The organism is Barrientosiimonas endolithica (assembly GCF_030296655.1).
Taxonomy (GTDB): domain Bacteria; phylum Actinomycetota; class Actinomycetes; order Actinomycetales; family Dermatophilaceae; genus Barrientosiimonas; species Barrientosiimonas humi.
Window position 1 is genome coordinate 1462255 of record NZ_AP027735.1, and the last position, 24926, is coordinate 1487180.

The 24926-nt window shown below is 72.8% G+C and carries 20 protein-coding genes, 2 pseudogenes and 1 riboswitch; of the genes and pseudogenes, 11 read left to right on the top strand and 11 right to left on the bottom strand.

What is annotated here, in order from left to right; genetic code table 11:
• Positions 1–36 precede the first annotated feature (36 nt).
• Both QUE40_RS07390 and QUE40_RS07395 read left to right on the top strand, forming a co-directional pair.
• The gene (locus QUE40_RS07390; RefSeq protein WP_289232759.1) at positions 37–1536 is read left to right on the top strand and encodes a serine/threonine-protein kinase; all 1500 of its coding nucleotides are present in this window, start codon (positions 37–39) and stop codon (positions 1534–1536) included.
• Between the two features lie 57 nt (positions 1537–1593).
• Positions 1594–2934, top strand: a complete 1341-nt coding sequence (locus QUE40_RS07395; RefSeq protein ID WP_289232760.1) for a M20/M25/M40 family metallo-hydrolase — start codon at positions 1594–1596, stop codon at positions 2932–2934.
• 22 nt (positions 2935–2956) lie between these two features.
• Here QUE40_RS07395 and QUE40_RS07400 read toward each other — a convergent pair whose 3' ends face one another.
• Positions 2957–3142, bottom strand: a complete 186-nt coding sequence (locus tag QUE40_RS07400; protein WP_142005093.1) for a DUF5703 family protein — start codon at positions 3140–3142, stop codon at positions 2957–2959.
• A gap of 103 nt (positions 3143–3245) precedes the next feature.
• Between QUE40_RS07400 and QUE40_RS07405 the strand changes: the two genes are divergently transcribed.
• Positions 3246–3593 carry a hypothetical protein gene (locus QUE40_RS07405; RefSeq protein ID WP_289232761.1) on the top strand — a complete coding sequence of 116 codons (348 nt, stop codon included), beginning with the start codon at positions 3246–3248 and terminating at the stop codon, positions 3591–3593.
• Positions 3594–3615: 22 nt separating this feature from the next.
• Here the strand turns inward: QUE40_RS07405 and QUE40_RS07410 are convergent, their stop codons facing one another.
• The 3 genes from QUE40_RS07410 to QUE40_RS19040 are packed head-to-tail and all read right to left on the bottom strand — an operon-like array spanning position 3616 to position 5603.
• The gene (locus tag QUE40_RS07410) at positions 3616–4551 is read right to left on the bottom strand and encodes an aldo/keto reductase (protein WP_289232762.1); all 936 of its coding nucleotides are present in this window, start codon (positions 4549–4551) and stop codon (positions 3616–3618) included.
• Between the two features lie 57 nt (positions 4552–4608).
• Positions 4609–5187, bottom strand: coding sequence for a magnesium and cobalt transport protein CorA (locus QUE40_RS19035; protein ID WP_350227095.1), 579 nt, complete (start codon positions 5185–5187; stop codon positions 4609–4611).
• A complete protein-coding gene (locus QUE40_RS19040; protein WP_350227096.1) occupies positions 5166–5603 on the bottom strand; it encodes a CorA family divalent cation transporter in 438 nt (145 codons plus the stop codon). The genes QUE40_RS19035 and QUE40_RS19040 overlap by 22 nt, the downstream gene beginning before the upstream one ends.
• 68 nt (positions 5604–5671) lie before the next feature.
• Between QUE40_RS19040 and QUE40_RS07420 the strand changes: the two are divergent.
• The 4 genes and pseudogenes from QUE40_RS07420 (at position 5672) to mshC (ending at position 9224) form a co-directional block, all read left to right on the top strand.
• Positions 5672–6444: pseudogene (locus QUE40_RS07420) on the top strand (MSMEG_4193 family putative phosphomutase).
• 9 nt (positions 6445–6453) lie between these two features.
• Positions 6454–6987 carry a DUF3090 domain-containing protein gene (locus QUE40_RS07425; protein WP_142005098.1) on the top strand — a complete coding sequence of 178 codons (534 nt, stop codon included), beginning with the start codon at positions 6454–6456 and terminating at the stop codon, positions 6985–6987.
• A 2-nt stretch (positions 6988–6989) separates the two neighbouring features.
• Positions 6990–7781: an SCO1664 family protein gene (locus QUE40_RS07430; RefSeq protein WP_289232763.1), complete on the top strand. Its 792-nt coding sequence runs from the start codon at positions 6990–6992 to the stop codon at positions 7779–7781.
• Positions 7782–7925: 144 nt separating this feature from the next.
• Positions 7926–9224, top strand: coding sequence for a cysteine--1-D-myo-inosityl 2-amino-2-deoxy-alpha-D-glucopyranoside ligase (gene mshC / locus QUE40_RS07435; RefSeq protein WP_289232764.1), 1299 nt, complete (start codon positions 7926–7928; stop codon positions 9222–9224).
• 26 nt (positions 9225–9250) lie between these two features.
• Here mshC and QUE40_RS07440 read toward each other — a convergent pair whose 3' ends face one another.
• A complete protein-coding gene (locus QUE40_RS07440; protein ID WP_289232765.1) occupies positions 9251–11149 on the bottom strand; it encodes an HNH endonuclease signature motif containing protein in 1899 nt (632 codons plus the stop codon).
• Between the two features lie 322 nt (positions 11150–11471).
• Here QUE40_RS07440 and QUE40_RS07445 point away from each other — a divergent pair, with 322 nt between their 5' ends.
• Positions 11472–12131 (top strand): maleylpyruvate isomerase N-terminal domain-containing protein, encoded by a 660-nt coding sequence (locus tag QUE40_RS07445; RefSeq protein WP_289232766.1) that lies wholly within the window; start codon positions 11472–11474, stop codon positions 12129–12131.
• Positions 12132–12137: 6 nt separating this feature from the next.
• On the opposite strand, the gene QUE40_RS07450 is transcribed toward QUE40_RS07445, so the two are convergent.
• A complete protein-coding gene (locus QUE40_RS07450) occupies positions 12138–12986 on the bottom strand; it encodes a PAC2 family protein (protein WP_142005102.1) in 849 nt (282 codons plus the stop codon).
• Positions 12987–13227: 241 nt separating this feature from the next.
• Between QUE40_RS07450 and metH the strand changes: the two genes are divergently transcribed.
• Together metH and QUE40_RS07460 are read left to right on the top strand one after the other, a co-directional pair.
• Entirely contained in the window at positions 13228–16980 is a 3753-nt protein-coding gene (gene metH, locus QUE40_RS07455; protein ID WP_289233036.1) for a methionine synthase, read from the top strand.
• 64 nt (positions 16981–17044) lie between these two features.
• The gene (locus tag QUE40_RS07460; RefSeq protein ID WP_433997052.1) at positions 17045–17644 is read left to right on the top strand and encodes an HAD family hydrolase; all 600 of its coding nucleotides are present in this window, start codon (positions 17045–17047) and stop codon (positions 17642–17644) included.
• 79 nt (positions 17645–17723) lie between these two features.
• Here the strand turns inward: QUE40_RS07460 and thiC are convergent, their stop codons facing one another.
• The 5 genes and pseudogenes from thiC to QUE40_RS07485 form a co-directional block, all read right to left on the bottom strand.
• Positions 17724–19508, bottom strand: coding sequence for a phosphomethylpyrimidine synthase ThiC (gene thiC / locus QUE40_RS07465; RefSeq protein ID WP_142005105.1), 1785 nt, complete (start codon positions 19506–19508; stop codon positions 17724–17726).
• Positions 19509–19585: 77 nt separating this feature from the next.
• Positions 19586–19696, bottom strand: a riboswitch (TPP riboswitch).
• Positions 19697–19978: 282 nt separating this feature from the next.
• Complete coding sequence (locus QUE40_RS07470) at positions 19979–20806, bottom strand: hypothetical protein (protein WP_236022297.1); 828 nt, start codon at positions 20804–20806, stop codon at positions 19979–19981.
• Positions 20807–21188: 382 nt separating this feature from the next.
• Positions 21189–21980, bottom strand: coding sequence for a hypothetical protein (locus QUE40_RS07475; protein ID WP_142005106.1), 792 nt, complete (start codon positions 21978–21980; stop codon positions 21189–21191).
• A gap of 130 nt (positions 21981–22110) precedes the next feature.
• Positions 22111–22803 (bottom strand): TRM11 family SAM-dependent methyltransferase, encoded by a 693-nt coding sequence (locus QUE40_RS07480; RefSeq protein WP_170206792.1) that lies wholly within the window; start codon positions 22801–22803, stop codon positions 22111–22113.
• A gap of 151 nt (positions 22804–22954) precedes the next feature.
• Positions 22955–23689: pseudogene (locus tag QUE40_RS07485) on the bottom strand (RecB family exonuclease); the annotation flags it as partial.
• 88 nt (positions 23690–23777) lie between these two features.
• On the opposite strand from QUE40_RS07485, the gene QUE40_RS07490 reads away from it, so the two are divergent.
• On the top strand, positions 23778–24917 hold the full coding sequence (locus tag QUE40_RS07490; RefSeq protein ID WP_142005109.1) for a site-2 protease family protein: 1140 nt from the start codon (positions 23778–23780) through the stop codon (positions 24915–24917).
• The last annotated feature ends 9 nt before the right edge of the window (positions 24918–24926 follow it).

Below are 24926 nucleotides of genomic sequence, written 5' to 3' on the forward strand. Positions count from 1 at the left end.
CCCGAGAGCATGGGGAGAGCACGAGGGGGATGCTCGATGGGGGAGCAGGCGCAGCGGCTTGCCCACTACCGGCTGGACCGGGTGCTGGGCAAGGGCGGCATGGGCAGCGTGTTCGTCGCGTTCGACGAGCGGCGCGAGCGCGAGGTCGCGCTCAAGGTGCTGCCCGAGGACCTCGCCGACGACCCCGTCTTCCGCGACCGGTTCCGCCGCGAGGCGCGCATCGCCGCCGACCTGGAGGACCCGCACGTCGTGCCGATCCACGACTTCGGCGAGATCGACGGGCGGCTGTTCATCGACATGCGGCTCGTGCGCGGCCGCGACCTGCGCGCCATCATCCGCGAGGACGGCCCGCTGTCGCCCGAGCTCGCGGTGTCGCTCGTCGACCAGGCCGGTCAGGCCGTCGACGCGGCGCACGCGCGCGGCCTGGTGCACCGCGACGTCAAGCCCGCCAACATCCTGGTCACCCGCGGCGACTTCGCCTACCTCGCCGACTTCGGCATCGCGAGCCGCGAGGGCGAGACCCGGCTGACGCACACCGGCATCACCGTCGGCTCGTTCACCTACATGGCGCCGGAGCGGTTCGACACCCGGGCCAGCTACGACGAGCGCATCGACGTCTACGCCCTCGGCTGCGTGCTGCACGAGGCGCTCACCGGCGAGCCGCCGTTCCGTGGCACCACCCTCACCGAGCAGATGGCCGCCCACCTGCACGCCCCGCGCCCGCAGCCCTCGCGCAGCCGTCCCGACCTGCCGCCCGGCCTCGACGACGTGGTCGCCCGGGCGATGGCCGTGGACCCCGGTGACCGGTTCGCGACGTGCGCGGAGCTGAGCCGGGCGGCCCGCGCGGCCCTGGCGGGCGGGCCCGCCACCAGCTCGGTACGCCTGCCGCGCCCCACGCAGGTCATCTCGCCGGCGCAGCCGCGCCCCGCACGAGCCGACCCGGCGCAATCCCGCGCCGCCCGACCCCGACCCGCCGGCTCGCACCCCGCCGGCGCTCGACCGGCGACCCCCGCACCAGCCGGACCGTCAGCACCGGCCGCACGGGCGGCACCTGCCGGGCGCCGGCGGACGAAGCGACCGGTGGCCATCGCCCTCGCCACGGTGCTGCTGGTCGTGGGCGGCTGGGTGGCGCTCACCCAGCTGCAGCCCGACCGCCCGGCCACGCTGCTGCCCGACGCGAGCCCGACGAGCGCCGCGCCGCAGACCCCGCTCGACCCGCAGGAGGCGCCGGCGGAGGCGCGCAGCACGGTCGTCGTGCCGGCGGTCGCGCGCTACTGCGCGCCGCGCTCCGACCTCGGGGGCCTGCGCGTCTACGTCGCCTACGACGAGGTGGCCGACCCGTGCGGGTGGGCCCTGGAGGTCGCGACGGCGGTGCACGACAACGGCGACCGGTCGAGCCCGACGATGAGCGTCTACAGCCCTGCCCGTGGCGACTACGCCACGGTCACGTGCGGCGCCGGCCCACCGATCCGCTGCCGCAGCGACGGCACGGCCACCGCCTGGGTCGTGCGGCCGGACGAGGACGTACGCCGCTAGCCCGGCCGCGCCCGCCTGCCCCTCGGGCGGGCACCCGCCGCGTGGCACAGTGGGCGCATGGCTGACGAGCGCACGAGCACCGAGGACACGCGGCCCGAGGACGAGGTCGTCCGCCTGTGCCAGGACCTCATCGGGATCGACACCAGCAACTACGGCGACGGCAGCGGCCCGGGTGAGCGCAAGGCCGCCGAGTACGTCATGACCGAGCTGACCGAGGTCGGGCTCGAGCCGGAGATCGTCGAGAGCGAGCCGGGCCGGGCCAGCGTGATCGTGCGGGTGGAGGGCGAGGACTCCGAGCGTGGCGCGCTGTGCGTGCACGGGCACCTCGACGTCGTGCCCGCGAACGCCGACGACTGGCAGGTGAACCCGTTCGGCGCCGAGATCAAGGACGACATGATCTGGGGCCGCGGCGCGGTCGACATGAAGGACATGGACGCGATGATCCTGGCCTGCCTGCGCGACCTCGCCCGCACCGGCAAGAAGCCCCCGCGCGACATCGTCTTCGCCTTCTTCGCCGACGAGGAGGCCGGCGGCGTCAAGGGCAGCGGCTGGCTGGTCGACAACCGTCCCGAGCTGTTCGAGGGCGTCACCGAGGCGATCAGCGAGGTGGGCGGCTACAGCGTGACCGTGCCCGACGCGCAGGGGCAGCAGCGCCGGGCCTACCTGCTGCAGACCGCCGAGAAGGGCATCCTGTGGCTGCGGCTCACCGCGCACGGCCGGGCCGGCCACGGGTCGGTGCCCAACCACGAGAACGCCGTCGTGCGGCTCGCCGAGGCGATCGCCCGCATCGACGCCCACGTCTGGCCGCGGCAGTACGTCGCGTCCGTGCGCCAGCTGCTCGACGGGCTGTCCGACCTCACCGGCGTCTCCTACACCGAGAACGACGCCAGCGCGCTGCTCGAGCACCTCGGCGGCGCAAGGGGATTCGTCGAGGGCACCCTGCAGGACACCGCGAACTTCACGATGCTCGACAGCGGCTACAAGCACAACGTGATCCCGCAGACCGCGAGCGCCTCGCTCGACTGCCGCTTCCTGCCCGGTCACGAGGACGAGCTGATGAGCACCATCCAGGAGCTCGCGGGGGAGTTCGTCGAGGTGAGCGTGCACCACCGCGACATCGCGTTGGACTCGCCGTTCGAGGGTGCGCTGGTCGACGCCATGAAGTCCTCGCTGCTGGCCGAGGACCCCGAGGCCGTGATCCTGCCCTACTGCCTCTCCGGCGGCACCGACAACAAGGGGCTCAAGCGCCTCGGCGTCAACGGCTACGGCTTCGCCCCGCTGCGCCTGCCGGCCGACCTGGACTTCGCGCCGATGTTCCACGGCATCGACGAGCGGGTGCCGATCGACTCGCTGAAGTTCGGCACGCGCGTGCTGCAGCGGTTCCTGCTGAGCTCCTGAGGTGCGTCGGCGGGAGAGCCGCTCAGGCCGTACGCCGGACGCGGATGATCTTGCGGCGCAACCAGACCCGGCGATGTCCACCGAGGTAGAGCCGGGTGCGGAACAGCTCCCAGTGGCCATACTCCGCGTGGTCGGTCAGGGCCTGGCGGATCTCCGCGCGCTCGACGTCGCGTCGGAAGTCCAGGACGCGGTACTCGTACTCGACCATGGGACCTCATTGTGCGCCCTCGCACCTCGTGCTGGGTGCGCCCCTCCCACCTCGGGCGTGGTGCAGGGCTGCCGAACGCGCCGCGGTTCGCTACGGTCATCGCATGGCTGACCCTCGCGCTTCCCTCTCCGCCCTCGTGACCGCGCTCGAACGCCACCTCGAGGCTGCGGCCGGCCGGCGCGGCGAGAACGACCCGACCGTCGTCGCGGCGTTCGAGGACGTGGCCGACGCGTTCGAGACCTACGACGACGCGCTGCTGGAGGCCTACGGCGAGGTGACGCCGCTGGAGGTCTACTCCGGCGACGAGGACGACGACTACGACGACTCGGACGAGGAAGACTCTGACGACGACGAGGACGACGACCTCGACTTCGACGACGACGAGGACGACGGGGAGTACTCCGGCCTCGACGACGAGGAGTACGACACCGACGGCAGCGCGCGGCGCTGACCGGCCGGCGACGCCCTGAGACTCAGACGTCGCTGACCTCGTCGAGCGCCTCGCGCACCTGCGCGGGGATCTGCAGGCCGGTCGCGCGCAGCAGCGGCGCGAGCTGGGTCGCGGTGCGCGGACCGATGAGCGCGCTGGCCACCGTCGGCTGCGCGAGCACCCACGCCAGCGCGACCTCGGCGGCGGTCACGCCCAGCCCCTCGGCCGCCGTGCTGACCGCCTCGACCACCGCCCGGCTCGTGTCGTCGAGGTAGGGCGCCATCGCCTCGGGCCGCCGGGCGGCGCGGGAGTCGGCCGGCACGGTGTGGCGGTACTTCCCGGTGAGCGCGCCGCGCCCCAGCGGCGACCAGGCCAGCAGCCCGACGCCGAGGTGCTCGGCCGCGGGCACCGTGTCGTGCTGCGCCTCGCGCTGCAGCAGGCTCAGCTCCACCTCGTCGGCGACGAGCGGCACCCGGACCGTCTGCAGCAGCGTGGCCGCGCGCGCCAGCTGCCAGCCGAGGTAGTTGGAGACACCGACGTACCGCGCCTTGCCGGAGGCCACCGCGTGCTCCAGCGCCGACAGAGTCTCCTCCAGGGGGACGTCGTCGGACCAGGTGTGCACCATCCACAGGTCGACATGGTCGGTCCGCAGCCGGCTCAGCGAGGTGTCCAGCTGACCGAGCAGCCCGCCGCGCGAGGTGTCGACGACCCGCCCGCCGGCCGTACGCCCGACGCCGGCCTTGGTGGTGATGACCACCTCGTCCCGGGAGACGACGTCGTCGAGCAACCGGCCGAGCATCTGCTCGGCCTCGCCACCGCCGTACACGTGCGCCGCGCTGAACGAGGCGCCGCCGGCGGACAGGTAGGCCTCGGTGATCCGGCGCGCCTCGTCGTCGTCGACCTGGTCGCCCCAGCCGGCGGTGCCGAGGGTCAGCGGTGACAGGTGCAGGCCGGAGCGGCCGAGGCGCGAGCGACGCATGGCCCAGAACCTACCGACCGCAACCGGATTCGGCCGGTGGGCGCGCCTGCTGGTGCCTCAGAGCCAGCCGCTGCGCTTGAACGCCACGAACAGTCCGACGCAGGCGCTGATCATGACGGCGAGGATGACGAAGTAGCCGTAGTAGAACTCGCTGCCGCCGACGTTGAACGACGCGGTGAGCTCGGGCATGCGCTCGAAGTTCATGCCGTACACACCGGCCAGCATCGTCGGCACCGCGGCGATCGCGACCCACGCCGAGATCTTGCGCATGTCGTTGTTCTGCTGCACCGACACCTGCGCCAGGTGCGCGCTCAGCACGTCGGTGAGCAGCCGGTCGTAGGCCTCGACGTGGTCGACGACGCGCAGCAGGTGGTCGTTGACGTCGCGGAAGAACGGTGCGGCATCCTCCGGCACGTGCCGGCTGTGGATCAGCCGCTTCAGCGGCTCGACGAGCGGCTGCGCGGCGCGGCGCACCTCGAGAACCTCGCGCTTGAGGGAGTACAGCTGCATCACGTCGACCGACAGGTCGGGGTCGAACACCCGCTGCTCGAGCTGGGTGAGGTCCTCGGCGAGCTCGCTGTCGATGCGTTCGTACTGGTCGACGACCTCGTCCATCACCTTGTGCAGCACCGCCACCGGGCCGTGCTCGAGCAGCTCGGGGTGTGCTCCAGCGAGCGCCGGATCGCCGACAGCGGCGAGTGCTCGCCGCGCCGCACGGTGAGCACGAAGTGCGGCCCGACGAACAGCATGATCTCGCCGGTCTCCACCTGCGAGGTCGCCTCGGTGTAGCTCAGCGTCTTGAGCACCACGAAGATCGTGTCGTCGTACAGCTCGATCTTCGTACGCTGGTTGCCGGTGATCGCGTCCTCGACCGCGAGCGGGTGGAGCCGCAGCTCGTCCTGCACCAGCGCGAACTCCCGCTCGGTCGGGTCCTTCAGGCCGATCCACAGGAAGTCGTTGGCCTTGCTCGTCGCGAGCCGCTCCAGCTCGTCGCTGAGGTCGCCGCAGCTCATCCGCTTGCCGTCGCGATAGACGGCCTGGTCCACGATCACCGGCCTATGTCACCACATCGGGGGCGGCGCCCGTCCGCACCAGCCGGGCGCGGACGTACAGTGTCGCCGTGGCCACCGTCCTGCTCGTCCGCCATGGCCGGACCACCGCCAACTCCTCGGGCGTGCTCGCCGGCTGGACCGAGGGCGTGGGGCTCGACGAGACCGGTCGCGAGCAGGTCGCGACGCTCGCCGGGCGCCTGCGCGACGTGCCGGTGGCGCGCATCGTGTCCAGCCCCTGCAGCGCTGCCAGGAGACCGCCGCGGTGCTCGCGCAGGGCCGCGACGGCGTGGCCGTCGAGTCGGCCGACCAGCTGGGGGAGTGCCGCTACGGCGGCTGGACCGGCCGACCCATCAAGGAGCTCGCGCAGGACCCGCTGTGGAAGGTCGTGCAGCGCCAGCCGTCGGCCGCGACGTTCCCGGCGGACGAGACCTACGCGCACGAGTCGCTGACCCAGATGAGCTCGCGCGCCGTCGAGGTCGTGCGCCGGATCGACCGCGAGGTCGAGGAGGCCCACGGCACGTCGGCCGTCTGGGTCGCGGTGTCGCACGGCGACGTCATCAAGGCCCTGCTCGCCGACGCGCTCGGGATGCACCTGGACTCCTTCCAGCGCATCGTCGTCGCGCCGGCGTCGCTGTCGGTCGTGCGCTACACCCCGCACCGCTCGTTCGTGCTGCGCAGCAACGACAACGGCGCGAGCGTGACCGACCTGGTGCCGGCGCCCGAGGAGGCGGCGAGCTCCGACGCGACGCCGGGCGGCGAGACGGGCGCGTCCGCCGGTGAGACGGGCACGTCCGCCGGCGACCCGGGTGGCCGTACCGGCTCGACCCGCGGCGCGGATTAGGCTCGGACCATGCCCTTGATCGAGTACGTCCGGCCCGACCGGTTCGTCGCGGGCACCGTCGGCCCGCCCGGGCAGCGCACGTTCTTCCTGCAGGCCGAGCAGGGACCCCGGGTCACGTCGGTCTCGCTGGAGAAGCAGCAGGTCCAGGTCCTCGCCGAACGCGTCGAGGAGCTGCTCGAGGAGGTGCCGGCCTCCTCGGCCGCCGACCCCGAGGACAACGCGCCGCTGAGCGCGCCGATCGACGACGAGTTCCGCGTCTCCACGCTCAGCCTCACCTGGGACGGCGAGCAGCAGGCCGTGATCATCGAGTGCTACGACGCGGAGGTCGAGCTGGAGCCCGACCTCGAGGGCGAGGGCGTCATCGAGGTCACCCCGCCCGACACCAACGTGCTCAAGGTGTCGCTGAGCGCCTCGGCCGCGCGCGAGTTCGTCCGCCGGTCGCTCGCGATGGTCGCGCAGGGCCGGCCGCCGTGCCCGTTCTGCGGCGGTCCGCTCGACCCGACCGGTCACATCTGCCCCCGCGCCAACGGCTACAAGCGCTGACCTTGGTCGCCCTGCTGCGCGAGCTCGCCGACGGCGAGCTGGAGATCGAGGGTCGGCTGCTCGACGCCTCGAACCTCGCGCTGCGCGTGTGGGTGGGGGAGTCGCGCACGAGCGCGATCTACAAGCCCGTCCGCGGAGAGCGCGAGCTGTGGGACTTCCCCGACGGGACGCTCGCCGCGCGTGAGCGCGGGTCGTACCTCGTCTCCCGGGCGGGCGGCTGGGACCACATCCCCGAGACCGTGCTGCGCGACGGGCCGCTCGGCCCGGGCTCGGTGCAGCGCTGGGTGGGGCCGCTGGAGTCGACCGTGGTCGACCTGCCCGTGGGCCTCGTGCGGCTCGACGCGGTGGACGAGGTGCCGGAGGACTACCTGCCGGTGGTGGGGGTCGAGCTCGGTGACGGAACGCCGATGGCGGTCTCGCACGCCGACGAGGACCGGCTCGCCTCGCTCGCGGTGCTCGACGCGGTGCTCAACAACGCCGACCGCAAGGCCAGCCACCTCATCGAGGACGGCGACCGGCTCTGGGCGATCGACCACGGCGTCACGCTCAACACCGCGACCAAGCTGCGCACGGTGCTGTGGGGGTGGGCCGGCGACCCGCTGCGCGAGGCGGACGTGGAGCGGCTGCACCGGCTCGAGGCGGCGCTGTACGACGGGCTCACCGACGAGCTCGCCGACCTCATCACCGCGGCCGAGATCGACGCGCTCGGCGCGCGGGTGGAGCGGCTGCTGGCGAGCGGGGTGTTCCCCGAGCCGGACGGCGTGCGCCACCCGCTCCCGTGGCCGTTGTGGTGACGGCGCGCAGGTGGGCGCGGCGCGGCTGAGCGCGCCGCGCACGGTACGCGGTGCGCCGCACACGGTGTTGCGCCGCTCACACCCGGGCCGCTTCGGGGCACCGAGGCGCGGGTTCGTCGGTGTCGAGCCGTAGGCTCTCGACACGTGGAGTCCTGGCCCGCCCCGTCCGTCCCCGCCCTCGCCGATGCAGCGCCGGCGCTGCGGCTGCACGACACCGCGAGCGGGACGCTGCAGCCGGTCGAGGGGAGCGACGGCACCGCGCGGATCTACGTCTGCGGCATCACCCCCTACGACGCCACCCACCTCGGGCACGCCGCGACCTACGTGACGTTCGACCTGGTCGGCCGGCTGCTGCGGGCGAACGGCCTGCGCGTGCGCTATGCGCAGAACGTCACCGACGTCGACGACCCGCTGTTCGAGCGGGCGGCGCGCGACGGCGTCGACTGGCGCGACCTCGGCCGCGAGGAGGTGCAGCTCTTCCGCGACGACATGACCGCCCTGCGCGTGCTGCCCCCGGACGCCTACGTCGGCGTCGAGGAGTCCATGCCCCGGCACGCGGCGCGGGTGAGCGAGCTGATCGAGTCCGGCGCGGCGTACCTCCTTCCGGTGCCGGACGGCGAGGCCGCGCAGGCGAGTGACGCCGCTCGGCCCGGCGACGAGCCCGGCCACGACGTCTATCTCGATCTGGCGCGCTGCCCGGACTTCGGCCACCTCAGCGGCTGGACGCGCGAGCAGATGCTCGACGTCTACGCCGAGCGCGGCGGCGACCCCGACCGCCCCGGCAAGCGCGACGTGCTCGACCCGCTGCTGTGGCGGGCCGCGCGCGACGGTGAGCCCTCGTGGCCGGGCCCCGACGCCGCCGGACCCGGCCGGCCCGGGTGGCACCTGGAGTGCACGACCATCGCCCTGGACGAGCTCGGCCCGGGCTTCGACGTGCAGGGCGGCGGCACCGACCTGGTCTTCCCGCACCACGAGATGAGCGCGGTGCAGGCCGAGGCGCTGCCGGGGTCGCCCGCCTTCGCGCAGGTCTACTCCCACCAGGCGATGGTCGGTTATGACGGCGCGAAGATGAGCAAGTCGCTCGGCAACCTGGTGCGGGTGTCCGACCTGCGCGCGCAGGGCGTCGACCCGATGGCGGTCCGGCTCGTGCTGCTCGACCAGCACTACCGGCAGGAGTGGGGCTACACCGACGAGCTCCTCTCGGCGGCGCAGGCCCGCCTGGACCGGTGGCGCGAAGGACTGCTCGGCCACCCGGCGTGCGACCGCGCGCTGGTCGCCACCGTCGCCGAACGGCTGGCCGACGACCTCGACAGCCCCGGCGCCCTCGCGGCGATCGACCGGTGGATCGGGGAGCACCCCGACGGCGCCGACGACGGCTCGGACGTCTCGATCGCGGACGCCGTCGACGCGCTGCTCGGCGTCGAGCTGCGACCCGAGGGCTGAACCGGGTAGCAGCACGGCCAGAGCCCTCACGACTGCGGCGCGTTGCGCCGCGCCGCACCCTGCCGCCCGCGCCTCCGACGCCGCCACGGGTCGAGCCGCCGCCGGCCCCCGCCCGGCACCTCCTCGGCGGTGAGCGGCGCCGGGTCCTGGACGCCTTCGATCAACCCGGCAAGGCCGGCCTCCAGCCGTGAGATCTGCGCCCCGGGCACTGCCGTGTCGGCCGGGTCGTCATAGCGCGCCGGATGCGTCGAAACCTCTTGTCCTGTAAGAGTTTTCCAGCGCAGCTCACCGGCCGGGCCGGGCGTGACCGTCCACCACCGCCGCGTCTTGGGGTTGTGGTGGCCGCGGTGCAGCGCGATCAGGTTGTCGGGGTGGGTCGCGCCATCGGCCGGGCGTTCGGCGCCGGCCTGCCACTCGCGGACATGGTCCAGGTCGGCACCCACGGCGGAGTACTCGCACCCGGGGGCGCGGCACCGGCCGTCACGGGCGATGACGTACTCACGCATGGCCCGCGTCGGGACGTAGCTGCGCGTCGTCTCGATCGCCGTGCCGGACGCCGGATCGGTGACGATGCGGCGCAACGTGGACCCTGCTTGCACGGCGACGCGGCGCACCTGCGCGGCGGTGAGGAATCCCCGACCCGGCGCCTCGGCGACGCGGTCGTCGAGGCCGAGCAGCGTGGACAGCGAGACCACCACGTGCACCCGCCCCGGCGGCGCGTCACCCAGCAGCTGGTCGTCGGGCACCGTGCCGTGGACGAGCAGGTCGGTGGCGAGGTCGGAGCGCAGCTGTGCCAGGGTGCGCGGGTCGCCGGCCTGGCGGGCGGTGCGGGCGAGACGATCGATGCGCTCGTGCGCCGCGAACACCCGGTCGGCCTCGGCGCTGAGGTCGAGGTAGGCCATGCCGTGGTCGCCGGGCGACACCTTCACCTCACGTCGGGAGCGAGCCTGCGCCTGCACCCGCTCCGCGTCGCGGTCGGGCGGCAACGCCGAGGCCACCGACCGCGCCAGCCGCTTGCGGAACGTGTCCTGCGAGACGCCGCCAAGCTCGACGAGAGCCGCTGTCTCCGAGGCGAATCCGTCGGGTACGCCCTCGTTCGCGTGCCCGGCGCGGTCACCGGGGCGGTCGTCGGGGCACTCGGTTGGGCACTCGGTGGGGCCGGGGTCCGTGGTGGAGAACCGCGGGAACGTGCGGTGCCCTCCCACCCGGGGATCCGTGGCGTCGGTCGCGGTCCCGTCGATGGGCCGCAGGGTCGAGCGGGCGACCTGGTCCGCCGTGAGCGGGTCGAGGTGCTTGGTCTCCTTCAGGACCGTGCTCGCGCGGTGCAGCGTGGTGGTGCCGCTCGCGACCCGGGCGCGCAGGTATCCCGCCCGCTCGTCGGTCGCCGACGCCAGCGCCACCCGCTCGCGGCACTGGGTGATGGGCAGCCCCGTCAGCAGCTGCAGCTCGGTGGCGACGGCGGTCCGCGCCAGGGCGCCGCGCGCCTTCCTGCGGGACGTCGGATCGCGTTGCCCCAGGTCGAGATCGGGATCGCACTCGACCGCGGCGAGCAGGCGCCGCGTGCCCTCGAGCTCGATCGACTCGGCCCAGGACTGCACGCCGCGCGCGACCCGGATGAGCTGTCCGGCAGCCCTGCGCGCCTCGGTCGGGTCGTCGAGCGGGTCGGGCCCGCCCGCCACCACCGTCGGCCCGTGCAGCGGGTTGAATCGGGGGAGGATGCGCCGGCTCGGCGGGCCGGCGCCGTCGCGCGCACCGACCCCACCTCGCGTGGCGTCCGCGTCGCTCGCCGCCGGGCGCTCGGCGATCGCGTCGATCGCCTGGACCAGCCAGTCGACGACGTGGTCGGGCAGCCCGTCGAGCGACACCACCCGCGCCGGCAGCACGAAGCTCGGCTCGACCGTGTCGACCAGGTCCTGAACGCTCATCGCACCTTCCCCTGTCTGCGCCGGCGCTGCCCCCGAGACCCCTTGTCGTGCAGTGACGGCGCCGCGTTCCGTACGTCTGTTCGAAGGCTAGGTGCGACCACCGACAAGCCCCCGAAAGAGTCATACGGGGCCTGTCGACCCGCGGACTTGCCCGGCTGTCCGCATGGTTCGGACAGCGCCCGGCAGCAGCGGCCTCGGTCTTGCGTCGCTCCCGAGCCAGGTGGGTGTCCGCATGGTTCGGACAGGCTGCCGAACATCCCGGGCGGCGCAGGGGAGGTCTGTGCGGGGTGGCCCTGTCGGTGGCCGGGCCTAGCGTCGTGCCATGGCACTCACCATCGACATCGACACCGGGCGTATGGCGCTCGTGGACTCGATCGACAGCCTGATGGAGGTGATCGACGGCCTGAGCGAGTACGACCTGTTCACCCCGTCGCGGTGTCACGGCTGGTCACGCCTCGACGTCGTCACGCACCTGGTGTTCGGCGGCACCGAGATCCTGATGGGCCTCGCGAGCCGCGGCGACGATCGCCCGACGGTCGACGCGGCGAGCTACTGGCGGTCCTACGCGCAGCTCACGAGTGACGACGACCCGGTGGAGGAGCTGATGGCGCAGCGGCGCCGCGCGATGAGCTATCGGCGGCCGGACTCGGTGCGGGCGCACCTGCGCGACGTGCTCGGGGCCGTGCGCACCGGGGCCGTGGCGCTCGACGACCGGCACGTCACCTGGCAGGGGCAGACGTTCACCGCCGGTGACTTCGCCGCGAGCTGGGCGGTCGAGCACGCCGTCCACCACCTCGACCTGCGCCTCGACGACCCGCCGGCGCCCACGGCCCTGCGGCTGGCCCGGGCAACGGTCGACGCGCTGCTGTCGGTGCCCACGCCGCCCACGTGGGACGACACAAGAGCGGTGCTGATCGGTGCCGGGCGGCTGCCGGCCGCGGACGACGGGCCGCACCCGGACGAGCTGCCGGCGCTCGGCTGAGGCGGTTCAGCCGTGGTCGTCGTCCCGCCGCCGCAGATATCGCTCGAACTCGCGCGCGATCGCGTCGCCGCTGGCCTCGGGCAGCTCGGTGGTGTCCTGCGCCTGCTCGAGCGACTGGACGTACTCCGCGACCTCCTCGTCGGACTGCGCCAGCTCGTCGACGCCGTGCTCCCACGCGCGCGCCTGCTCGGGGAGATCGTCGTGACCGATGAGCGTGTCGAACAGCTCCTCGAGCCGGGTGAGCAGCGCCAGGGTCGCCTTGGGCGAGGGGCTGCCACCGGCGTAGTGCGGCACCGCGGCCCAGCACGACAGCGTGGCCAGCCCGGCCTGGTGCGCGGCGTCGACGACGACGCCGACGATGCCGGTGGGGCCTTCGTACTGGCTCGCCTCGAGGTCGTAGCGCTGCCGGGTCTCCTCGTGCTCGGAGGTCACCGTCACCGGGATGGGCCGGGTGTGCGGCACGTCGGCGAGCAGTCCGCCGAGGGTGATGAGCGTGCCGACCTCGCACTCGGTCGCCAGGTCGATGAGCTCCTGGGTGTAGGTCATCCACCGCATCGACGGCTCGATGCCCTGCACCAGCAGCACGTCACGGTCGAGCGGGGTGTCCTGGGCCAGCAGGATGCGCGTCGTGGGCCAGCGGACCTTGCGCTCGCCGCCCTCCTGGACGGTGCGCGGCCGGTTGACCTGGAAGTCGTAGTAGTCCTCCGGGTCGAGCGCGGCCACGGGCTCGGCACCCCAGGTGCGGGCCAGGTGGGTGAGCGTCGCGGAGGCGGTCTCGCCGGCGTCGTTCCACCCCTCGAACGCCGCGATCATGATCGGGTCCCGCAGCTCGGGCAGGTCCTCCAGCTGGATCACGGCGGGCGTCCTCCTCGGGTGAGCGGTGCAGGGCACCACCCTAGGCCGATCCGACCCGTGGTCCGTGCGGCAACCGCGGCGGCGCGCCTCGTAGCATGGCGGGGTCCCCGAGCCGGAGGTCTTCTTGCCCACCGCGACCCCCACCGCGACCGACGCCGCGACGCCCCCTGGGGCGGCGAGCCAGTCGCCCGACAGCCAGTCGCCCGACCAGGCGTCCCGCCAGCCCGACCGCACCGACGAGCTGCGCGAGCTGCTCGGTCGGCGCATCCTCGTGCTCGACGGCGCGATGGGCACGATGATCCAGCGGCACAAGCTGTCCGAGGAGGACTACCGCGGCGAGCGCTTCGCCGACTGGCCCTCCGACCTGCGCGGCAACAACGACCTGCTGTCGCTCACCCAGCCCGACCTCGTCCGCGCGATCCACCGCGACTACCTCGAGGCCGGCTCGGACATCATCGGCACCAACACCTTCAACGCCCAGGTCATCTCGATGGCCGACTACGGCATGGAGGAGCTGTCCTACGAGCTCAACCTCGCCTCGGCTCGCCTGGCCCGCGAGGCCGCCGACGAGATGACGGCGAGCACGCCCGACCGCCCGCGGTTCGTCGCCGGGTCGCTCGGCCCGACCAACCGCACCGCGTCGATCTCGCCCGACGTCAACGACCCCGGCAAGCGCAACGTCTCGTTCGACGAGCTGGTGGCCGCCTACCTGGAGCAGGCCCGCGGCCTGGTCGACGGCGGGGCCGACCTGCTCGTGATCGAGACGATCTTCGACACGCTCAACGCCAAGGCGGCGATCTTCGCGCTCGAGACCCTCTTCGAGGAGGCCGGGCGCCGCTGGCCGGTCGTCATCTCCGGCACCATCACCGACGCCTCCGGCCGCACCCTGTCGGGCCAGACGACCGAGGCGTTCTGGAACAGCGTCCGCCACGCGCGGCCGCTCGCGATCGGCCTGAACTGCGCGCTGGGTGCCGAGGACATGCGCCCGTACGTCGCCGAGCTGGCCCGCGTCGCCGACACCTTCGTCTCGTGCTACCCCAACGCCGGCCTGCCCAACGCGTTCGGCGAGTACGACGAGACGGCCCAGCAGATGGGCGACGTCGTCGAGGGCTTCGCCCGCGACGGGTTGGTCAACCTGCTCGGCGGGTGCTGCGGCACCGCGCCCGACCACATCGCCGAGATCGCGCGGCGGGCCGAGCAGCACGCGCCGCGCAAGCCCGAGACGGTCGCCTCGGCCTGCCGGCTGTCCGGGCTGGAGCCGCTGACCATCGACGAGGACTCGCTGTTCGTCAACGTGGGGGAGCGCACCAACATCACCGGGTCGGCCCGCTTCCGGCGGCTGATCAAGGAGGGCGACTACCCCACGGCGCTCAACGTCGCCCGCCAGCAGGTCGAGGCCGGCGCGCAGGTCATCGACGTCAACATGGACGAGGGCATGATCGACGGCGTGGAGGCGATGGACCGCTTCTGCAAGCTGATCGCGAGCGAGCCCGACATCTGCCGCGTGCCCGTGATGGTCGACTCCTCCAAGTGGGAAGTCATCGAGGCCGGCCTGAAGTGCGTGCAGGGCAAGTCGATCGTCAACTCCATCTCGATGAAGGAGGGCGTCGAGCCGTTCCTCGAGCACGCGCGCCTGTGCCGCAAGTACGGCGCGGCGATCGTGGTCATGGCGTTCGACGAGCAGGGCCAGGCCGACACCCTGGAGCGGCGCAAGGAGATCTGCGCGAAGGCGTACGAGCTGCTCGTCGAGGAGGTCGGCTTCCCTGCCGAGGACATCATCTTCGACCCCAACATCTTCGCCGTCGCGACGGGCATCGAGGAGCACGCGAACTACGGCGTCGACTTCATCGAGGGCACCCGGTGGATCAAGCAGAACCTGCCGGGCGCGCTGATCTCCGGCGGCGTCTCGAACGTGTCGTTCAGCTTCCGCGGCAACAACCCGGTGCGCGAGGCGATCCACGCGGTCTTCCTGTTCCACGCCATCCAGGCCGGCATGGACATGGGCATCGTCAACGCCGGCGCGCTGGTGGTCTACGACGAGATCGACCCCGAGCTGCGCGAGCGCATCGAGGACGTCGTGCTCAACCGGCGACCCGACTCGACCGAGCGGCTGCTGGAGATCGCCGACCGGTTCAACACCAGCGGCGACGAGCAGGCCGAGCAGCAGCAGGACGCCTGGCGCGACCTGCCGGTGCGCGAGCGGATCACGCACGCGCTGGTGAAGGGCATCGACGAGCACATCGAGGCCGACACCGAGATCATGCGGGCCGAGCTCGAGGAGGCCGGCGAGCCGCCGCTGACCGTCATCGAGGGCCCGCTCATGGACGGGATGGGCGTGGTCGGCGACCTGTTCGGCGCCGGCAAGATGTTCCTCCCGCAGGTCGTGAAGTCGGCGCGGGTGATGAAGAAGGCCGTCGCCTACCTCATCCCCTACATCGAGGCCGAGAAGGAGCGCACCGGCACCGCCGGCCAGAAGGCCAAGGGCACCGTCGTCATGGCGACGGTCAAGGGCGACGTGCACGACATCGGCAAGAACATCGTGGGCGTCGTGCTGCAGTGCAACAACTACGAGGTCATCGACCTCGGCGTCATGGTGCCGGCGCAGAAGATCCTCGACGCGGCCAAGGAGCACGACGCCGACATCATCGGGCTGTCCGGGCTGATCACCCCCTCGCTGGACGAGATGGTCGGCTTCGCCGAGGAGATGGAGCGCCAGGGCCTGTCGATGCCGCTGCTGCTCGGCGGCGCGACCACGTCCAAGGCGCACACCGCGGTGCGCGTCGAGCCGAAGTACAGCGGCCCGGTCGTGTGGGTCAAGGACGCCTCGCGCTCGGTGCCGACGGTCTCCACGCTGCTGTCCGACGAGCGCCGGCCGGCGCTGCTGGAGCAGCTCAGGGGCGAGTACGACTCGCTGCGCACCCGCCACGCGGCCAAGAAGAACGACCGGCCGCTGCTGTCCTACGACGACGCGCGCGAGCGGCGCACGCCGATCGAGTGGGAGGACTACCGCCCGTTCCGGCCGCACCTGCTCGCCCAGCAGGAGCGCGACTTCCACGAGGGGCCGCGACCCACGCACGAGCCGACGGCGTACACCCGCACCTGGCACGACTACCCGCTGGCCGAGCTGGTCGACTACATCGACTGGCAGCCGTTCTTCAACGCGTGGGAGATGAAGGGCAAGTTCCCCGACATCCTCAACAACCCCGCGTCCGGCGACGCCGCCCGCAAGCTGTACGACGACGCGCGCCGCATGCTCGACCGGCTCGTCGAGGAGAAGTGGTTGCGGGCCAACGCCGTGATCGGTCTGTTCCCGGCCAACGCGGTCGGTGACGACATCGAGATCTACACCGACGAGTCGCGCACCGAGGTGCGCACGACCCTGCACCACCTGCGCCAGCAGGGGCAGCACCGCGAAGGCATCCCGAACCGTTCGCTCGCCGACTTCGTCGCCCCGAAGGACAGCGGCCTGCGCGACTACGTCGGGGCGTTCGCGGTCACCGCCGGGCTCGGCGCGTCGGAGAAGATCGCCGAGTTCAAGGAGCAGCTCGACGACTACAGCGGGATCCTGCTGGAGTCGCTCGCCGACCGGCTGGCCGAGGCGTTCGCCGAGCGGATGCACGAGCGGGTGCGCCGCGAGCTGTGGGGGTTCGCCTCCGACGAGCGGCTGAGCAACGAGGAGCTCATCGCCGAGGACTACCGCGGCATCCGCCCCGCGCCGGGATACCCCGCCTGCCCCGACCACACCGAGAAGGAGCTGCTCTGGCAGCTGCTCGACGTGCAGGAGCAGACCCAGATCGAGCTCACCGAATCGATGGCGATGTGGCCGGGCGCCGCGGTCAGCGGCTGGTACTTCTCCCACCCGCAGTCGCAGTACTTCGTGGTCGGCCGGCTCGGTCGCGACCAGGTCGAGGCCTACGCCGAGCGCAAGGGCTGGACGCTGGCGCAGACCGAGAAGTGGCTCGCGCCCAACCTCGGATACGAGCCCGAGGACTGATGACCACACGCCGGTCGAGTAGGCGAGGAACGAGCCGTATCGAGACCCCCGCACACCCGCGGCCGTGCTGTGGGACATGGACGGCACGCTCGTCGACACCGAACCGTTCTGGATCGGGGCCGAGCGAGCGCTGGTCGAGAGCTACGGCGGCACCTGGAGCGACGAGCTGGCGCACCGTTGCGTCGGCAACCCGCTGCTGGTGTCGGCCACGATCATCCGCGACAACAGCCCGGTCGAGCTGACGCCGGAGCAGATCGTCGACCACCTGCTGGGACTGGTCGTCGCCGAGATGCGCCGCCACGTGCCGTGGCGGCCGGGAGCGCGCGAGCTGCTGGAATCCCTTGTGGCAGAAGGGATCCCGTGCGCGCTGGTGACGATGTCGTACGTCCGGTTCGCGCAGGTGCTGCTCGACGTGCTGCCCGCGGGGACCTTCGCGACCGTGGTCACGGGCGACGCGGTGACGCACGGCAAGCCGCACCCCGAGCCCTACCTCACCGCGGCCGAGCGGCTGGGGTCGACCCGCGCGACTGCATCGCGCTGGAGGACTCGCCGCCGGGCGTACGCTCGGCCGTCGCCGCCGGCGTGCCCACCGTCGCGGTCCCGCACGTGGTGCCGGTGCCGGCGCTGGCCGGGGCGGTGCAGGTCACGACGCTGGACGGGGTGACCCCGCAGGGTCTTGCCCGTCTGGTCGCGACCGCCACCGCCCCGGCCGAGCGCTGAGCCCGGTTACGCGCTGAGCCCGGTCACGCGCTCGGTGCGGGTCGCGCGGACTCGGCGTCGACGTACACCGTGGAGCCGAGCTCGACGAACGTCTCGCTCATCTGCCGCATGCCGTCCTGGGCGAACCGGTCGCGCACGTCCTGACTGATCCGCATGCTGCAGAACTTCGGGCCGCACATCGAGCAGAAGTGCGCCGTCTTGGCCGCGTCCGCCGGCAGCGTCTCGTCGTGCATCGAGCGGGCGGTGTCGGGGTCGAGCGAGAGGTTGAACTGGTCCTCCCAGCGGAACTCGAACCGGGCCTTCGACAGCGCGTCGTCCCACGCCCGCGCGCCCGGGTGGCCCTTGGCGACGTCGGCGGCGTGCGCGGCGAGCTTGTAGGTGATCACGCCCGTCTTCACGTCGTCGCGGTCGGGCAGCCCGAGGTGCTCCTTCGGCGTGACGTAGCACAGCATGGCGGTGCCGTGCATCGCGATCGTGGCCGCGCCGATGGCCGAGGTGATGTGGTCATACCCCGGGGCGATGTCGGTGACCAGCGGGCCGAGCGTGTAGAACGGCGCGCCGTGGCACCAGTCCTGCTCCAGGCGTACGTTCTCCTCGACCAGGTGCAGCGGCACGTGCCCCGGCCCCTCGACCATCACCTGCACGTCGTGCTCCCAGGCGCGCTGGGTCAGCTCGGCGAGGGTGCGCAGCTCGGACAGCTGGGCCTCGTCGTTGGCGTCGGCGGTGCTGCCGGGGCGCAGCCCGTCGCCGAGGCTGAACGCGACGTCGTACTGCGCGAAGATCTCGCACAGCTCGTCGAAGTGGGTGTAGAGGAAGCTCTCCTCGTGGTGGGCGAGCATCCAGCCGGCCATGATCGAGCCGCCGCGGCTGACGATGCCGGTGACCCGGTTGACGGTGAGCGGGACGTAGCGCAGCAGCACGCCGGCGTGCACGGTCATGTAGTCGACGCCCTGCTCGCACTGCTCGATGACCGTGTCGCGGTAGACCTCCCAGGTGAGGTCCTCTGCGTTGCCGTCGACCTTCTCCAGCGCCTGGTAGATCGGGACGGTGCCGATCGGCACGGGGGAGTTGCGCACGATCCACTCGCGGGTCGTGTGGATGTCGTCGCCGGTCGAGAGGTCCATGACGGTGTCGGCTCCCCACGTGGTGGCCCAGGTCAGCTTGTCGACCTCCTCGGCGATCGAGCTGGTCACCGCGGAGTTGCCGATGTTGGCGTTGACCTTCACCAGGAACCTGCGGCCGATGATCATCGGCTCGGTCTCGGGGTGGTTGATGTTGGCCGGGATGATCGCGCGTCCCTCGGCAACCTCCTGGCGCACCAGCTCGACGTCGCACTGCTCGCGCGCCGCGACGAAGCGCATCTCGGGCGTGACGATGCCGCGCCGGGCGTAGTGCATCTGCGTCACGCGGCGAGAAGGCTTGGCACGCAACGGTTCTCGCCGTTCGCCCTGCCACTCCTGACTCGCGGCGCCACGCCGTTGCGCGCCGCGCCCGTCGTCGGCGAGGTCGCGGGGACGACCGGCGTACGACTCCACGTCCTCCCGTGCGCGGATCCACTCCGCGCGGTGGGCGGGCAGCCCGACCTCGGGCGTGGAGCCGGGGCCGGAGGTGTCGTAGAGCCGGAACGGGGCGTTGGTCTCGCCGGTGCCGGGGGAGTCCGACAGGGTCACCTCGGTGCGGGGCACCGCGAGACCGTCAGGACCGGTCTCGTGGACCTTGCGCCGGCCGGGGGCGGCATCGGTGGTCTCCGGCCCGGCAGGCCGGGTGCGGCGATCGGTGGTGGCGTCGGTGGGGGATGGTGTCGACATGGTGGTGCGCCTCCTTGCGGCGGCACGCCACGGCGCCCGCCGGGGTCGGCGGGTCTGCGACAAGGGAATGCGGTGTGCGTCTCATCGACCACTGCTCCTTGCGCCGGCATGACCCGGATCAAGTTGGACGGTCGGGGCCGCATCAGCCCCCTCTCAGCCCGGTGCGCCGGACTCCCGCGAGGGACATTCACTTGCTGTGCCGGCTCTCGGAGCCGACGTGGGCGACGCTACCTCACCGGCCGTGGTGGTGACGGCGGTGTCCTCATATGGCGGACAGCGGATGACTCACAGCAGACCGCGAGGCGGGCGAGGCGCAGGCTCGCCCGCCGCACAGCAGACCGCCCGGCCGGGCGGACGCGTGGTCCGCTCGACCGGGCGGTCTGGGTGGCCGGAGGCCGAGCCGGCATCGGCTGGCTCAGCTCACCGGCTCACCCGGGTGGGCTCGGCTGCGCCGGCCCAACCGTTGTGGCTCAGCCCTCGTCGCTCAGCCGGCGACGCAGGAAGACCCCGGCGCCGGTGATCGCGGTGAGGGTGGCGATCCCGCCGGCAGCGAGCGCGGCACCGCTGGGGCCCTCACCGACGACACCGGTGCTGACGACCGGGCCGGTGGGCTGACCGGGGTTGGTGCCGGTCGGCGGGTGGGTGCTGGTCTCGGTGCCCGTCGGGGTGTCCGTGGGCTCCGGGGTGTCGGTGGGCTCCGGGGTGTCCGTCGGCTCGGGCGTGTCGGTCGGCTCGGGCGTCTCGGTGGGCTCCGGGGTCTCGGTCGGCTCCGGCGTGGTCGGCTCGCAGTCGAGCTTGAAGACCTTGGACTTGACCTTGATCTCGTTGCCGTCGGCGTCGTACATCGTGACCTTGTAGTGGCCGTTGTCGAGGGTCAGACCGTCGTCCTCGCCCTCGGGGTCGGCGTTGATGTAGACCGTCGAGCCCACGCCGTTCTCGTCGGTGGTGATGCTCAGCGAGACCGAGTCCTCGGTGTCGCTGTCGCCGCCCTGCGGCACGATCTCGATCGAGCCGGACTGGTTCGGGTCGAAGCCGAAGCCCTCGAGGTTGAACGCGCAGCTCTTCGGGTCGTTGCTCTCGGTGCCGGCGGGCGTGCCGAGCTCGTGCACCTTGAGCGTGCCGTTGTTGCCGGCCGGGCCGGTCGCGGTGGCGGTCTCGGTGCTGGTGGCGGTCGTGGTCGCCGAGGGGTCGGGCCCCTCGGTCGGGTCGGCGCTGGCCGACGCCAGGCTGCCGATGCCGAGGCAGGCGATGGCGCCCGCGGTGGCGAGTGCGAAGCGCGGCTTCACGAGTGACTGCATGGGTGTTCCCTCCCTGGTTGAACTTCCGGACGCGCGCTGCCGAAATTCCCCCGCAGGACACGCGCTGCCTGCACGCTATGCGGGCCGCGGCTCGGAAGGCTGGGAGTTTTCGGGAAGTGGCGGAAAGTGAAAGATCAGGCGGGAGGTACGTCCACGCTGGGGGTGCAGTCCTCGGGGCCGGGGGCCTGGCTGGGGGCCGGTCTGGCGGTGTTCGACGGACGGCTGGACGGTGTCGGTCCGGCACGGGCCGCCCGGTCGCGGGGATCGGGTGATCCTCGCGACCAGGCGGGTCCGTCCTGCTGCTGCAGACTGCGCCGGACGGGGGTAGGCGCAGGAGCTGCAGGGCGCTTCAGGGCATCAGCCCCTCACGCCGGGTCCCGGCTCAGCCCTCGTCGGTGAGGCGACGACGCAGGAAGACTCCGGCGCCGGTGACTGCGCCAGCGGTGGCGATGCCAGCGGCGGCGAGCGCGGCAGCGTTCGGGCCGTCGCCGACGACGCCGGTGCTGACGATCGGGCCGCTGGGCTCACCCGGGGCCGGCGGCATGCCGGTCGGGGTGTCGGTTCCGGTCGGCATGGGCGGCGTGCCCGTGCCGGTGCCGGTCGGGGTGTGCGTCCCGGTGCCCGTGGGGGTGTGGGTTCCCGTCGGGGTCTCCGTCCCGGTGGGGGTCTCCGTGCCGGTGGGCGTGTGGGTTCCGGTCCGGGTCTCCGTCGGCTCGCAGGTGCACGGTGACGTCGGCGAGCTGGTCGGGCTGGTGCTCGTCGAGGTGCTGGTCGAGGTGGACGTCGACGTGCTCGTCGAGGTCGTGGTCGACGTGGACGTCGTCGTGGTGGTGGTCGGTGTGGTCGGGCAGACATCCACATGCGACACGTCGCGCGTCTTGTCACCGGGGATGTCGTACGACCGAGGGATCGGCCAGCCAGCCTCCTGGTATCCGATGTTGTAGTGGTTCTGGCCGGACTTGATCCAGACCTCACCACTTTCAGGGATCGTCGAGCCGGGACGGAGGCTCTTGATCAGTCCTTCACAGTTCGGGTGCCGCTCGCCGATCGTCTCCTGCGCGACCGGGGTGACGGGCGCGGCGGTAGCCGTGGCGACCGCGAGCCCGCCGACGCCGAGCGTGGCGGTGGCGGCGACGGCGACGAGGCCGGCGCGCAGCTTCATGACTGACTGCATGGGGTTCCCCTCCTGGAACTCGGTCCGCACGCTCCTTGCCCCCGTCGCGCGCGTTGGTCCTCACGCTAGGGAGGCGGGCAGCCCGAGTCTGTGAGTTTGCGGGAACAGTGTTCTCGTGAAAGAACTGCGCTCAGGAGCGAGCCAGCACGATCAGGTGGTCGCTGGCGAGGTCGTGGGGCAGCGCGTCCCAGCAGACCGGGACGTCCTGCACCACCCGCGCGACGGAGGTCACGGCGCGGCCGAGGTCCCACGCGAGCGGCGTGAACCCTTGGTGCGCAGCGATGTTCGCGACGTTGAGCACCACGTGCCCGCCGTCGGCCAGCAGGTCCACGCACGCCGCCACGACGCCGGTGAGCTCGCGCAGGTAGGTCGGGTAGTCGCCGCGGTCGCGGGCGTAAGCGCTCAGCGGGTCGGCGGGATGGTCGCGCTCGGTGCGGTACGGCGGTGAGGTGAGCACCAGGTCGAACGGACCGCTCACGAGGCGGTCCAGACCCCGGGCGTCGCCCTCGACGACCGTGGCGGAGGGCGCGGCCGCGCGGGCGACGGTGCACCGCTCGGGAAGCAGCTCGACCCCCACCGCCGAGCGGCCCAGCTCGGTGGCCACCCGCAGCGTCGTGCCGAACCCGGCGAACGGGTCGAGCACGCGGTCGCCGGCGACGGTGAGGTCCTCGATCACGGACCGGGCCAGCGAGGCGGTGAAGTGGACGTCCTCGTCGGCGCCGACCGCGCGCTCGGCCGCCAGGTCGGCGGAGCTGGCGAGGACGTACGGCCGCAGCGGCAGGGCCGGACCCCGCACCTGCCCGTCGTCCGACTCGCTGTTCACTGCACGACCACCTCGGGCTCGCCCGACCACTTGGGGTCGACGGCGCGCTGGGCGGAGTGCGCCGGCAGCGGCGGGGAGTGCCGCCGAACTCGGGGCACAGCTCGCGGAAGTCGCACGAGCGGCACAGCGCGCTGCGGCGGGGGCGCCAGTCGCCGCTCTCGGCCGCGGCGCTGATGGCCGACCAGACGGCGCGCACCTTGCGCTCGGTGGCGAGCAGGTCGTCCTCGTCGGGCAGGTATCGCACCAGCTCGCCGTTGCCGAGGTAGACCAGCTGCAGCATGCGCGGCACGACGCCGGTGGAGCGCCACAGCACCAGGGCGTAGAAGCGCATCTGGAACAGCGCCCGGGTCTCGAACTGCGGGTGGGGCGCGCGACCGGTCTTGTAGTCGACGACCCGCACCTCGCCGGTGGAGGCCACGTCGAGCCGGTCGATGTATCCGCGCAGCCGGACGCCGTCGAGCTCGACCTCGACGTAGTGCTCGCGGTGGGCGGGCTCCAGGCGGGTGGGGTCCTCCAGGCCGAACCACTTCTCGACCAGCCGGCCCGCGGCCGCGAACCACGACTCGCGGTCGCTCTCGTCGACCAGCGCGGCGAGCTCGGGGTCGCGCTCGACCATCTCCTGCCACGCCTGCGGGATCAGGCCGACGGCCGACTCCGGCGTGCGCTGCGCGGGCGGCGCGTCGAAGACCCGCTCCAGTACCGAGTGCACCAGGGTGCCCCGCGCCGCGGCAGGGGACGGGGGCGTGGGCAGCCGGTCGACGACGCGCAGCCGGTAGAGCAGGGGGCACTGCAGGAAGTCGGACGCCCGGCTCGGCGACAGCGCCGGGCGTGGCTCCGGGAGCGCCCCCGCAGGCGGGGTCGCACGGTCGGAGCGGGTGGCGGGCATGCGCAAAGGGTAGGCGCCGGCACGGACAGCCCGAGCCCGGCGCCCGAGGCCTCAGGAAGCGCGCAGCACCGGCGACTACGCTCCTTTCATGCCCAGCCGAAGTCCCGACCCCGGCGTCAGCGGCTGGCGTCTCGGATCGCTGCGTGGCGTGCCGGTCTACCTCGGCTCCAGCTGGCCGATCATCGCCGTCGTCATCGTGCTGCTCTTCGGCCCGCCGCTGCAGCGCGCGCTGCCCGAGCTCGGGATGGGCGCGTACGCCGTCGCCGCGCTCTACGCGGTCCTGCTCCTGCTGTCCGTGCTGGTGCACGAGGCCGCGCACGCGATCACCGGTCAGCTGCGCGGCTACCGGGTCTCGCGGATCGTGGCCGACCTGTGGGGCGGGCACACGGCCTACGACCACGCCGACACCACCCCCGGCTCCTCGGCCCTGGTCGCGGTCGTCGGGCCGGCGGCCAACGGCGCGCTCGCCGCGCTCGCCTGGGCGGCGCTCCCGGTCGTCCCCGAGGGCGTACCCCGCCTGCTCGTGCTCGCCCTCGCGTGGAGCAACGGGTTCGTCGCGCTGTTCAACCTGATGCCCGGGCTCCCGCTCGACGGCGGATTCCTCGTCGAGGCGCTGGTCTGGAAGGTCAGCGGGTCCAAGACGACAGGCACCGTCGTGGCCGGCTGGTGCGGTCGCGTCGTCACCGTCGCCCTGCTGCTCTGGGCGATCGTGCTGCCGCTGCTGCAGGGCCGCAGCCCCTCGCTCGTCACGGTCGTCTGGTCGCTGTTCCTCGCCAGCTTCCTGTGGTTCGGCGCGACCCAGGCCATCCGGGCGGGCCACGGGCGGGCCCTGCTCGCGCGCGTACGCCTGCGCGACGTCGCCGAGCCCGTCACCGTCGTCGACGACACGACACCGGTGGCGGCGCTGCCGCCCGGCGCCGTCGTGGTCGGCAACCAGGCCCGCGGCCCGTGGGGCGTCGTCGAGCCGCAGGCGCTGGCCGGCGTCGACCCGGCCCAGCGCGCGCAGGTCCCGGCGGGGGCGGTCGCCGTCGCGCAGCCGGCCGGCTGGGTCACCTCCGCGCCGAGCCTCGACGTCGACGTGACGGTTGCGGTCGCGGCGGTCCAGGCGGCGTCGGCGGAGCAGATCCTCGTGGTGACCGAGACCCAGCCGCCCGAGGTGGCGCTGGTCGCCACCGCCCGGCTCGGCGCCGCGCTGACCCGCGCCGACGCGGAGCAGCCGCGTCCCTAGACTCTGCCC